Origin of the sequence: Pseudomonas alvandae (assembly GCF_019141525.1) — a bacterium.
Taxonomy (GTDB): Bacteria; Pseudomonadota; Gammaproteobacteria; order Pseudomonadales; family Pseudomonadaceae; genus Aquipseudomonas; species Aquipseudomonas alvandae.
In genome coordinates this window covers 2,490,920-2,502,591 of record NZ_CP077080.1, presented here as the reverse complement: position 1 = coordinate 2,502,591, position 11,672 = coordinate 2,490,920, and the positions used below count along the sequence as shown (strand labels likewise).

10 protein-coding genes are annotated in these 11,672 nt (G+C 62.7%); 4 read left to right on the top strand and 6 right to left on the bottom strand.

The window, feature by feature from the left end:
* Positions 1-23 precede the first annotated feature (23 nt).
* Positions 24-1,055 carry a protease SohB gene (gene sohB, locus KSS97_RS11230; protein WP_030137965.1) on the bottom strand — a complete coding sequence of 344 codons (1,032 nt, stop codon included), beginning with the start codon at positions 1,053-1,055 and terminating at the stop codon, positions 24-26.
* Positions 1,056-1,280: 225 nt separating this feature from the next.
* Here sohB and KSS97_RS11225 point away from each other — a divergent pair, with 225 nt between their 5' ends.
* From KSS97_RS11225 to KSS97_RS11215, 3 genes are all read left to right on the top strand, one after another.
* Positions 1,281-1,991, top strand: a complete 711-nt coding sequence (locus tag KSS97_RS11225) for a histidine phosphatase family protein (RefSeq protein ID WP_030137964.1) — start codon at positions 1,281-1,283, stop codon at positions 1,989-1,991.
* Between the two features lie 51 nt (positions 1,992-2,042).
* Positions 2,043-2,357 (top strand): SCP2 sterol-binding domain-containing protein, encoded by a 315-nt coding sequence (locus tag KSS97_RS11220; protein WP_030137963.1) that lies wholly within the window; start codon positions 2,043-2,045, stop codon positions 2,355-2,357.
* A gap of 106 nt (positions 2,358-2,463) precedes the next feature.
* Positions 2,464-3,327, top strand: a complete 864-nt coding sequence (locus tag KSS97_RS11215) for a LysR family transcriptional regulator (protein ID WP_217861644.1) — start codon at positions 2,464-2,466, stop codon at positions 3,325-3,327.
* An 81-nt stretch (positions 3,328-3,408) separates the two neighbouring features.
* Here the strand turns inward: KSS97_RS11215 and KSS97_RS11210 are convergent, their stop codons facing one another.
* Positions 3,409-3,642 (bottom strand): HP1242/YdcH family protein, encoded by a 234-nt coding sequence (locus tag KSS97_RS11210; protein WP_030137961.1) that lies wholly within the window; start codon positions 3,640-3,642, stop codon positions 3,409-3,411.
* Positions 3,643-3,858: 216 nt separating this feature from the next.
* Here KSS97_RS11210 and KSS97_RS11205 point away from each other — a divergent pair, with 216 nt between their 5' ends.
* A complete protein-coding gene (locus tag KSS97_RS11205) occupies positions 3,859-4,380 on the top strand; it encodes a DUF4142 domain-containing protein (RefSeq protein WP_030137960.1) in 522 nt (173 codons plus the stop codon).
* 49 nt (positions 4,381-4,429) lie between these two features.
* On the opposite strand, the gene KSS97_RS11200 is transcribed toward KSS97_RS11205, so the two are convergent.
* The 4 genes from KSS97_RS11200 to KSS97_RS11185 form a co-directional block, all read right to left on the bottom strand.
* Positions 4,430-4,696, bottom strand: coding sequence for a hypothetical protein (locus tag KSS97_RS11200; protein WP_030137959.1), 267 nt, complete (start codon positions 4,694-4,696; stop codon positions 4,430-4,432).
* 96 nt (positions 4,697-4,792) lie between these two features.
* Positions 4,793-6,904 carry an ATP-binding protein gene (locus tag KSS97_RS11195; protein ID WP_217861643.1) on the bottom strand — a complete coding sequence of 704 codons (2,112 nt, stop codon included), beginning with the start codon at positions 6,902-6,904 and terminating at the stop codon, positions 4,793-4,795.
* Between the two features lie 267 nt (positions 6,905-7,171).
* Positions 7,172-10,270, bottom strand: coding sequence for an error-prone DNA polymerase (locus tag KSS97_RS11190; protein WP_225936096.1), 3,099 nt, complete (start codon positions 10,268-10,270; stop codon positions 7,172-7,174).
* Positions 10,246-11,667 carry a Y-family DNA polymerase gene (locus KSS97_RS11185; protein WP_217861641.1) on the bottom strand — a complete coding sequence of 474 codons (1,422 nt, stop codon included), beginning with the start codon at positions 11,665-11,667 and terminating at the stop codon, positions 10,246-10,248. The genes KSS97_RS11190 and KSS97_RS11185 overlap by 25 nt, the downstream gene beginning before the upstream one ends.
* Between the last annotated feature and the right edge of the window lie 5 nt (positions 11,668-11,672).

Here is an 11,672-nt window from a genome sequence, read left to right as displayed (position 1 = left end):
AGTCCACTAGGTGGGCCCTCGAATTACCAAAACCGCTGCTGCGTCAACCGACTCCACCAACTGAGCAACACCCGATCCACCGAACCGCTGGCCGCCATGCCGATGCGCTCTTGCAGGCTTTTGCGTTCGGCGTAGTGCAGGTGATAGAGCTCGGCGCCCTTGGCCCGTTCGGCCAGGTATTCATCGCTGGTCTTGAGCTCGTCCACCAGGCGTTTTTCCAGCGCGGCGACACCGAGCCAGACCTCACCGGTGGCCACTTCGTCGATCGCCAGTTGCGGGCGGTAGTTGGACACGAAGTTCTTGAACAGCGCATGGGTAATGTCCAGGTCTTCCTGGAACTTCTCCCGGCCCTTCTCGGTGTTCTCGCCAAACACCGTCAGCGTTCGCTTGTACTCACCGGCCGTCAGGACTTCGAAATCGATGTCGTGCTTCTTCAGCAAGCGATTGACGTTGGGCAACTGGGCCACGACGCCGATGGAACCCAGGACGGCGAACGGAGCGCTGATGATTTTCTCGCCGATGCACGCCATCATGTAGCCGCCGCTGGCCGCCACCTTGTCGATGCACACCGTCAACGGCACGCCGGCCTGGCGGATCCGCGCCAGTTGCGACGAGGCCAGGCCGTAGCTGTGGACCATGCCGCCACCGCTTTCCAGGCGCAGGACCACTTCGTCCTTCGGGGTCGCCAGGGTCAGCAGCGCAGTGATTTCATGGCGCAGGCTTTCGGTGGCGGAGGCCTTGATGTCACCGTCGAAATCCAGCACGAACACCCGGGGCTTGGCCGCCGGCTTGTCTTTCTGTTTCTTCCCGGCTTTTTCAGCCTTGCCTTCGCGCTTGCGCAGGGCCTTGAGCTGGTCCTTGTCCAGCAATGTCTGCTCCAGGCGCTCGCGCAACCCTTTATAGAAATCGTTGAGCTTGCTGACCTGCAACTGCCCGGCCGACCTGCGCCGCCCCTTGCTGCGCAGCGCAGCAAAACTGGCCATGACCACCAGAATGGCGATCACCAGCGTCACCGTCTTGGCCAGGAAACCGGCGTACTCGACAAAAAACTCCACAGCGACTCCTTAAATGCAATGCGCCACTGAACGCAGGCGCGTAACGCTGCCAGCATACCCATGCGCTTGCCCCGCTGCCAGCCATGAAACCCGCCGTTACCGTAACGCGGCTGAGACAGGACGGGCTGTAACGGTCATTTCAAACAAGCGTATGTTTTTTCATTGACAGGCCAACGCCATCCTCATAACCTCGCCAAACCTTCAACGTACCGGGATGACGCGGACGTGGGCAGCATTTATCTGATTCGACATGGCCAAGCCTCCTTCGGTGCGGACGACTACGATGTCCTTTCGCCCAATGGCATACGCCAGGCGCAAGTGCTCGGCAGCCACCTGGCGGAGCTGGGTGTCGTGTTCGATCGCTGCCTCTCGGGTGACCTGCGTCGCCAGCAGGACACCGCCACCGGCGCGCTGAGCCAGATGGCTGGCGCCGGCCTGCCGGTTCCCGAGCTGGAAATCGACGCTGCCTTCAACGAGTTCGATGCTGACGCGGTGATCCGCGCCTTGCTGCCGGACATGCTGCCCCAGGAGCCCGAAGCCCTCGACATCTTGCGCAACGCTGCGCAGAACCGCGCCGAATTCCAACGCATCTTTGCGCTAATCGTCGAGCGCTGGCTCAGTGGCCGCTATGATCCGCCCGGGCTGGAAAGCTGGCTGGGCTTCGTCGAGCGGGTCCAGGCCGGCCTGCACCGGATCCTCGACAACGCCGACAAGTCCCACAAGATCGCCGTATTCACCTCCGGCGGAACCATCACCGCCCTGCTCCACCTGATTACCCAGATGCCCGCCAAACAGGCCTTCGAACTGAACTGGCAAATCGTCAACACCTCGCTCAACCACCTGAAATTCAGGGGCCGCGAGGTGGCCCTGGCTTCCTTCAACAGCCATGCCCACCTGCAACTGCTGAAGGCCCCGGACCTCATCACCTTTCGCTGAGTCCGGATTACTGTAGACCCTTGCTGTACCACCCAAATAAGGATCGAAACCATGACCTCCGTAGCCGACGCCGTACAAGCCATGAAAGCCAAGTTCAACCCAGCCGCCGCTGCCGGCCTGGACCTGGTATTCGGTTTCCGTATCGATGAAACCAAAAATTTCTCGCTGATCGTCAAGGACAGCACCTGTGAACTGCAGGAGGGTGAAAACCCGGACGCCCAGGTGACCCTGGTGATGGACGGCGAAACCCTGCAAGGCATCGTCGACGGCAGCACCGACGGCATGCAAGCGTTCATGGGCGGCAAGCTGCGCGCTGAAGGCGACATGATGCTGGCGATGAAACTGTCCGAGCTCTTCCCGTCCTGAGATCGGGTCGCGCCCTGGCTGTAATCAAATCCCGCCCTCGTGGCGGGATTTTTTGTTTCTCGCCTGAAACTCTTACAATGCCCGCATCACCCGCCTCGGCCTGAACATGGACATCGACCTCGCCCGTACCTTCCTTGAAATCGTCCGCCACGGCAGCCTCGCCGCTGCGGCGGAAAAGCTGCACGTCACCCAGACGGCGATCACCGCTCGGGTACAGAAGCTCGAAAGCCAGCTTGGCTGCGCACTGTTCGTGCGCAACCGGGCCGGCGCACGATTGACTGCCGATGGCGAAGCCTTCGTCGTCTACGCCAACCAGCTCGTGCAGACCTGGGAGGCCGCCCGCCGTGACTTGCCATTGCCCGAGGGCTATCGCAACGTCTTGCATCTCGGCGGCGAGGTCAGCTTGTGCAATCCCTTGATGCTCGCCTGGGCCGGCGAGCTGCGCCAGAAGATCCCCGGCCATGCCTTGCGCATGGACATCCGCGACGGTGAAAAACTGCTACAGCAATTGGAATTGGGGCTGCTGGATGCGGCCGTGGTGTATCAGCCCGAATATTGGCCGAGGCTGCAGGTCGAGCAGTTGCTGGAAGAAAAACTGATCCTGGTGCGCCTGGCCGCTTGCCCCGAACCCTACGTGTACATCGATTGGAGCGCCGACTTCCGCCGCCAGCACGACACGGCGCTGCCGGACAAGGCCAAGGCCGCCGTAACCTTCAATCTCGGGCCCCTGGCGCTGCAATACATCCTGGAGAACGGCGGCAGCGGCTATTTCCGCACGCGGGTCGTGCAGAGCTACCTGGACAGCGGCATTCTGGAGCGAGTGCCCAAGGCGCCGGAATTCAATTACCCGACCTACCTGGTGTATTCCAGGGACCGGGATTCGGCGGCGTTGCAGCAGGCGTTCGAGGTGTTGCGAGAGATCGTCAAGACCGGCAGCGATTGGTCCCAGCGCTGGGATCCGCTGGGCTGATGGATGGGATGGGGCCGCTTCGCGGCCCAGCGGGAGCAAGCTCCCTCGCCACAAAAAGCGCTTAGCGGATTATCGTCATCGCTATTTTTGCATCAGCGCGGCGATCTGGTCCTTGATCTGCAGCCGCTCCTTCTTGAGCGTCTCCAGGGCCACGTCAGCAAGAACCACAGGTGGTTTCTCGGCCTTCACCACCTCGGCATCAAGCCTGGCGTATTGTTTGATCAGCGCGTCGAGACTCTCGTCCTCCCGGCGCTTTTTCAGGATGTCTTCTTCTGTGCACTTCAGATCCTGGCAAAGATCATGGGACACCGGCATGGAGCACCTCCTTCGTGAGTTCGGTGGCACGTGCTTTTCGGGGCACTGCCTGTCATCAGCATGGCCTTGCCGGTCGGGTTCTGTCGACCGCCAATCCGACCAGCGGTGACCGTTCGTCGTGCCACGACGCGCTTCGATCAAACCTTCCCCCGCGCTTTCCCCTCCATTGATCAGTACCCAGAGAAACACCTGTACAACCTGTGTGGAGACTTACCTATGGACAGATTTACCCTGCGTCAACTCGGCCTGGCTGTTGCCCTGAGTAGCAGCATGGGCATGGCATGGGCCGCGACCTCCAACGACTTCGTCGACAACGCGGCGGCCGGCGGTATTGCGGAAATCGAAACAGGCAAGCTGGCCCTGCAGAAAAGCCAATCGGCGGACATCAAGGAGTTCGCCAACAAGATGATTGCCGACCACACCAAGGCCAACGAAGAGCTGAAGGCGCTGGCGAAGAAACATGACATCGAGGTACCGGACGACACCACGTTGATGAAGAAAGCCAAGGCCAAGATTCTCGACGTGCGCGACGAGTCCTTCGATCCGGCCTATGCGAATAACCAGGTGATGGCTCACGAAGAAACCGTCGCCTTGTTCAAGAAAGAAGCCGAAACGGTTACTGACGACAAGAAACCTGGCAATACCGAGCTCAAGGCGTTTGCCCAGAAAATGCTGCCGGACTTGCAGCATCACCTGGAGATGGCCAAGAAGCTTCAAGCGGCCCACCCCAGTAAATAACGCCCTATCGAATAAGAAAGCCCGACTCTCGAGTCGGGCTTTTTGTTGATCAGCTGTCGGCAGTGTCGATATCGGCATCCGTCTTGTCACCCGGTCCAGGCCGATCCGGTTCCGGCTTGAAACCCGGGCTGTAGGTGTTGTCATTGTCCTGATGATGTTTCTTCTGATCGACCTCACGGGCAGCACTGTGAGCCTCGTGTGTCTCAGCCGAATTGGCAGGCTGGTTATTCGCCACTTGAGGATCGACAGCCGGATCGTTGCGCGAGGACGGGGTTTGCGTCTGGCCTTGTTGCTGAGTATTTGCAGAGTCGCTCATTAGACACCTCGTTCATGACAAGGCCGAATAGTGATCGGCCCTGATTATTCGAAGGCCGGACGAGGACTTGGGTTCCATTCTTTTGCCGCGTCGGGCTCATTCTTCCAGCACTGAGCTGACCATCCGCGCCAGCGCATCCGGGCTGTACGGCTTGCTCAACAAATGCGTATCGGGGCTCAACTGGTGGTTACGCGAAATGATGTCGCGGGTATGTCCCGACGTGAACAGGACCGGCACCGGCGGGGTCTGCACCTTGGCCCAGGCCGCCAGGTCAGAGCTCTTGATCAGGCCGGGCATGACCACATCGGTGAAGATCAGGTCCACCGAGACGCCGTCGAGCAACAACTTCATGGCCTCGTCGCCGTTGGCGGCGGTCAGGGTTCGATAACCGAACTGCTCCAGCAAATCCACCGACGCCGCGCGCACGTCATCGTTGTCCTCGACCACCAGGATCGTTTCCTCCAGGCCGGGCTGGAGCGTGCGAGGGTGCGCCTGTTCCGGGGATTCAGGCTTATGGCTGCGGGGGAAATACATATGCACTTGCGTGCCTTCCCCCGGGTGACTGGTAATCTCGATATGCCCGCCACTCTGCTTGACGAACCCGAACACCATGCTCAATCCGAGCCCGGTGCCCTGGCCATCGGTCTTGGTGGTAAAGAACGGTTCGAACACCTGGTTCAACACTTCAGGCGCCATGCCGGCGCCACGATCGTTCACCGACAACCGTACGTAATCACCGGCCACGACACCTTTGCCAACGCAGGACGACTCGTCAAGGGCAATATTTTCCCCGACCATGCTGATGACGCCTTCGCCCCCCATGGCATCGCGCGCGTTGATCGCCAAATTCAGCAGGGCGTTTTCCAACTGGTTGCGATCGACATGGATGCACCACGGCTCCGGGGGCAACGACACCTCGATCCGGATGGTTTCCCCCAGCGCCCGTTGCAGCAATTCGCCCAGGCCATCGTAGATGCGTCGCGGGTTGTACACCGCCGGCGACAGCGGCTGGCGACGAGCGAAAGCCAGCAACTGCGATGACAGCTTGGCGCCCCGCTCCACCGCTTCGATGGACGCGCCGACCCGCCGTTGCACATTGGGATTGTCAGGCTCGTGGCGAGCCAGCAAATGCAGGTTGCCGGCAATCACTTGGAGCAGGTTGTTGAAGTCATGGGCGACGCCGCCAGTGAGCCCGCCGATGGCTTCGAGTTTCTGCGATTGGCGCAACTGTTCTTCAGCCGCCAAGCGCGCCTGGACCTCATTATCGACGCGCTGCTCCAGGTCGCGGGTGAACTTGAGCAGCGACGCTTCGGCGGTCTTGCGCTCGTTGATGTCGATCAGCACGCCGGGAAAACGCAGGGGCTTGCCCAATGCATCGAACTCGCATCGACCGCTGGCCAGCACCCAAAGGTAATCGCCCTCGCCACGACGCAAACGGTATTCAGCGGTGTAGGGAACGCCCGTGCGCAGGGTCAGGTCGACCCGTTGCTCGACGTCGTCGATGTCGTCGGGATGGATGCGCTGGCGAGCGATGTCGATGGGCAGTGCCTCCAGCGGGCACTCGGGCGGATAGCCAAAGGTACGGGCGAAACGCTCGTCGCCAGACAACCGATCGGCCTCGATGTCCCAGACAAACGACCCTAGCAACGGCCCCGCCGAAAGCGCCAACTGGATGCGCTCATTGACCGCGCGATAGCTGCGCTCGGCCTCTTGCCGGGCCCGCTCGCTCAGCACCAGCTCGGTGGTTTCCACCACGATCGCCAACACGCCGGCCGGCGATTGGTCATCGTCGGGCACCGGGCTGTAGTAGAGGTCCATCCAGACGTCTTCGGGCTTGCCGTCGCGCAGCAGCACCAGTTCCTTGCTGCGGTAGGACAAGGTGCCGCCGGCGAGGCACACGTCCAATACATGGCGATTGAACTCGGCCACCTCCGGCCACCCCATCTCCACCGCACGCCCCAGCAGGTACGGATGGCGACCACCGGCAAATTCGGCGTAGGCGTCGTTGTAGATCATGAAGCCCTGGCGCCCCCACAACATGACCATTGGCAAGGGCGACGCCAGCATCACCTGGACCGCGCTGCGCAGGCTGGCAGACCAGTGCTCGATCGCACCCAGTTCGGTGCGACTCCAATCGTGCGCCCGGATGCGCCGAGCCATTTCTCCGTCCCAACCGGGACACCCGTTACTCTGGGATAAGAACTTCATGGGACGACTCTCACCTCAAACTACCAGCAGGGAATCGGCATACCACAAGTCCCTTGTGCTAGTGCTTCGAGCACGGGGTTGGCAATTGGTTTCATGCAGACTGACGACGCCAACCCTTTGTGGCGAGGGGATTTATCCCCGCTGGGGTGCGAAGCGCCCCCAAACCAAGCACCGTAGAGGTGTCAGCTAGTTAGCTATACGTCTTAATGGGTCTGCTGCGCAGCCCAGCGGGGATAAATCCCCTCGCCACAGATTTCAACCACAGGTCTAGCGGAAATCCCGGCTGCGCACATGGATGCCCGCCAGCAATCCGCTCAAATCGCTCAGGCGTCCGGCGATGAGATGGCGGACTTCGCCGACACTCTCCCAGCGCCCATCCACCCTGAGCAATTGCGAGCCCACCAGGACCTTGCGCTGGCGTTCGGCCAAGTCGCGCCAGACCACCACGTTGAGGTTGCCGAACTCATCTTCCAGCGTAACAAAGGTCACGCCGCTGGCCGTGCCCGGGCGCTGGCGGCCGGTGACCAGCCCGGCGACGCTGACGTTGCGGCCATGTTCGACAGCCTGCAATTCCCGCGAGCTGCGGCAGCGCCGGGCGCGCAATTCGGAGCGCAGCAACGCCAACGGATGAGGCCCCAACGTGGTGCCCAGGGTGGCGTAGTCGGCAAACAGGTTTTCCCCCACCGTGGGTGTCGGCAAGGCTACGGTGGGTTCTTCCTGGCTGGGCAGGTCCGCGAACAAGCCCAATTGTTTTTCCACGCCAGCGATTTCCCAGCGGGCGCGATGGCGATCGCCGGCCAGGCCGCGCAAGGCATCGGCGTCGGCCAATTGCTCCATGGCCCTGGCGTCGAGTCGCGCCCGCTCGCCCAGGTCGGCTACATCGCTGAAAGACCGCTGCCTGCGTGCCGCCTCGATACGCCGGGCATCGTCCTCGCGAAACCCCTTGATCAGGCGCAAGCCCATGCGAATCGCCGGTTGCCGGCCTTCCAGCGGTTCCAGGCTGCATTCCCAGTCGCTGGCCCGCACGTCCACCGGACGGATCTGCAACTGATGCCGGCGGGCGTCCTGGAGGATCTGGTCCGGGCTGTAGAAACCCATGGGCCAGCTGTTGATCAGGGCGCAGGCGAACGCCGCCGGCTCGTGGCATTTGAGCCAACTGCTGGCGTAGGTCAGCAAGGCGAAACTGGCGGCGTGGGACTCAGGAAAGCCGTAATTGCCGAAGCCCTTGATCTGTTCGAAGATCTGCGCGGCGAATTCGGGCGTGTAACCGTTGTTCTTCATGCCTTCTGCCAGGCGCTCGCGATGTGGCTCAAGCCCGCCGTGACGTTTCCAGGCGGCCATGGAGCGACGCAATTGATCCGCTTCGCCAGGCGTGTAGTCCGCCGCGACAATGGCAATCTGCATCACCTGTTCCTGGAACAACGGAATCCCCAAAGTCCGGCCCAGCACTTCTTTCAATTCCGGCGATGGGTAAGTGATCTCCTCTTCCTCATTGCGCCGCCGCAGGTACGGATGCACCATCCCGCCCTGGATCGGGCCCGGCCGCACGATGGCCACTTCGATCACCAGGTCGTAGTAATCCTTGGGCTTGAGGCGGGGCAACATCGCCATCTGCGCACGGGATTCGATCTGGAACACGCCGATGGTGTCGGCGCGGCTTATCATCTCGAATGTCGCGTGATCGTCCTTGGGCAACGACGCCAGGGTATGCCGCACGCCCCGGTAATGCGCGACCAGGTCGAAACAACGGCGGATCGCGCTGAGCATGCCCAGCGCCAGGATGTCCACCTTGAGCAGCCCGACCGCATCGAGGTCGTCCTTGTCCCACTGGATGATGGTGCGCTCGGCCATCGCGGCGTTTTCCACCGGCACCAGGGTGTCCAGGGGTTGCTGGGAAATCACGAAGCCGCCAGGGTGCTGGGACAGGTGCCGGGGAAAACCGATCAGTTGCTGGGTCAGGCTCAACACCCGGCGCAGCACCGGGCTTTCGGGGTCGAAACCGCCTTCGCGCAGGCGCTCCAGCGGCGGCGCTTCATCGCTCCAGCGCCCGCAGCAATCGGCCAGTGCATTGACCTGGTCCGGCGGCAGGCCCAAGGCCTTGGCCACGTCGCGCACCGCCCCGGCGCCGTGGTAGCTGCTGACCACCGCCGTCAATGCCGCGCGATGCCGGCCGTAGCGCTGGAACACATACTGCAGGACTTCTTCGCGACGCTCGTGTTCGAAATCGACGTCGATGTCCGGCGGCTCGTTGCGCTCGCGGGACAGGAAGCGTTCGAACAGCATGTCCGTCCGGGCCGGGTCGATTTCAGTAATGCCCAGGGCGTAGCACACCGCCGAGTTGGCCGCCGAGCCCCGGCCCTGGCAGAGGATGTGGCGGCTGCGGGCGAAGCTGACGATGTCTTGCACGGTGAGGAAATAACTGTCGTAGCCCAGCTCGGCAATCAGCGCCAACTCGCTTTCGATCTGCGCCCGCACCTTCTCCTTCACACCGCCCTTCCACCGCTCGCGCATGCCGCGCTCGGTCAGTTCCCGCAACCAGGACGTCGGATCATGGCCCTCAGGCACCAGCTCGCGCGGGTATTCATAGCGCAGCTGGCCGAGGTCGAACGTGCAGCGCCGGGCGATTTCCACGGTTTCATCGAGCAAGGCCCGGGGATAGAGATCGGCCAGGGCCTCAAGGCTACGCAAATGGCGTTCGCCGTTGGGGTGCAGGCGCAGGCCGGCCTCGGCGACGGTGACGTGGTGGCGGATGGCGGTCATGGTGTCTTGCAAGGCGCGACGTCCCCGCACATGCATGTGCACATCCCCCGTGGCGACGGCAGGAAGGCCCAGGCGTTCGGCCAATGCGAGCAAGTCCGCCAGCCGCCGCCGATCGTCCTGCCCGCAATGCAACTGCACGGCCAGCCACAGGCGCGCGTTGAATACCTGTTGGAGCCAGCGCCCTTGCGCCTCGGGCTCCTTGCCATCGGGCACCCACAGCGCGAGTAGTCCTGGCAGCGGCTTGTCGAAGTCTTCCCGGACGATGCGATATCGGCCCTTCTCGCTACGGCGCCGGGCACGGGTGATCAGTCCGCACAAGGCTTGATAACCCTCAAGGTTTTCCACCAACAGCACCAGCTTCGGACCGTCCTCGACCTGGATTTCGCTGCCGACGATCAGTTGCAGCTCCAGCTCCCTGGCCGCCTGCCAGGCCCGGACGATGCCGGCCAGGGTGCATTCATCGGTGATCGCCAGGGCCCGATAGCCCTGCTGTTTGGCACGACGACAGAGTTCCAGGGCGCTGGAGGCACCGTGCTGGAAACTGAAGTTCGACAGGCAATGCAGCTCGGCGTATTCGATGCTCATGCGAACCAGCCTTGCAGCCACAACGGCCCGCCCTCGCCCACCGGCCGATAGGCCCAGCCGCGTTGGCCGGCGCGGGTTTCGATCAGGTAGTAGTCGCGGCGCACATCGGCCCCGTCCCACCAGCCGGACTCGATGCGCTCCGGGCCCATGAGGATTCGCACCTGGCCTTCGGGCAAAACCTGGGGTTCGCCGAGCAGCCAGCCGGGACGCTGGATGTCATCACGCAGTGGACAGGTCGGTTGTTGCGGCTGGGGTTTCATCTGCCACGCGCATTCGGGTCGATGATCGTCGCCAAACCCCAGCCCTTGCACGGATTCATCACCGAGGCGCGCCCGCAACCGCTCGCGTAGCTGTTCCCAGGGCAAGGACTGCTGGGGACGTTCATCGAACAACTCCAGGCGCTGGGGCACGAAGCTCGGCAGGTCTTCGGCACACAAGCGAAAACCGCGCACGGGCGCCTCGACCTGCACCTGCTCGAGACGGCCACGGGCCAGCTCGAACAGCATCGAAGCATCCCGCTCGGCGCTGAGCAGGCCGACCTTGATGACCGTGTCCGGCAAGCCGGCGTGCTCCAGGTGCAAATCAAAACGCTGTACGCCGCTGTCACGCCCACACAAGTAAGCCGACAGATCACCGGTCAATCGGCGCAACGGAAATAGCAGTGCCTGGTGGGACTGCACGTCGTAATTGAGTTCGATGCGCACATCGAAACGGTCCGGCGGCAGGTAGAACGACAGCGCCAGGGTACGGCTGCCCACCAGCGCGTCGAGGTGCTTGAGCATGTCGGCTTCGAAGCGCCGCGCCAAAGTGTGTCGGGGCAAGGCCTGGACTTGGCTGAGCTGGCGCAGGCCCATGCGCGACAAGGCCGTGGCAACCTCGGGCGCCAGGCCGACCCGGTCCACTGGCATGTGCCCCAGGTACGCTTGCAAGGTTTCGTTATCGGGTACCACCAGGGCGTCGTAGGCATTGGCCAGTGTCCGCGCCGCCACGGGGTTGGGGGCGGCGACGATGCGATGGCGAAAGCCCAGTTCAGTCAGTTCGGCCCGCAACCGCGCCTCGAACACCGGCCACGGCCCGAACAGTCCCAGGCTCGATTCGATCTCGAACACCACCGTGCGCGGGTAATGAACACTGACCTGGGAACTGAAGCGGTAGGCCCAGGCCGCGAGGAATTGTTGCCAATAGTCGATTTGCGTCGCGTCGTACTCGGCCGTGGCGAACCCTTTGCTCAAGGCCTGGGCGGCGGTCATGCTCTGGCCAGGGCGCAGGCCGAGTGCGCGCGCCGGCTCATTGACTGCTTGCAGCACCCGCCGCTGGGCCGGGCCGGTCAGCAGGGCCAGGGGCTCGTCGGGATCGGGGCGCTGGCGCAGCGCGGCGTCCAGCGCCAATTGCGGGAATAAAATACAGACCCAGCGCATCGCAA

Coding starts and splice junctions, on each gene's coding strand:
- KSS97_RS11210 (WP_030137961.1), bottom strand. CDS start 3,642: ATGCCGGTGTCCCATGATCTTTGCCAGGATCTGAAGTGCACAGAAGAA.
- KSS97_RS11220 (WP_030137963.1), top strand. CDS start 2,043: ATGACCTCCGTAGCCGACGCCGTACAAGCCATGAAAGCCAAGTTCAAC.
- KSS97_RS11185 (WP_217861641.1), bottom strand. CDS start 11,667: ATGCGCTGGGTCTGTATTTTATTCCCGCAATTGGCGCTGGACGCCGCG.
- KSS97_RS11215 (WP_217861644.1), top strand. CDS start 2,464: ATGGACATCGACCTCGCCCGTACCTTCCTTGAAATCGTCCGCCACGGC.
- KSS97_RS11195 (WP_217861643.1), bottom strand. CDS start 6,904: ATGAAGTTCTTATCCCAGAGTAACGGGTGTCCCGGTTGGGACGGAGAA.
- KSS97_RS11205 (WP_030137960.1), top strand. CDS start 3,859: ATGGACAGATTTACCCTGCGTCAACTCGGCCTGGCTGTTGCCCTGAGT.
- KSS97_RS11200 (WP_030137959.1), bottom strand. CDS start 4,696: ATGAGCGACTCTGCAAATACTCAGCAACAAGGCCAGACGCAAACCCCG.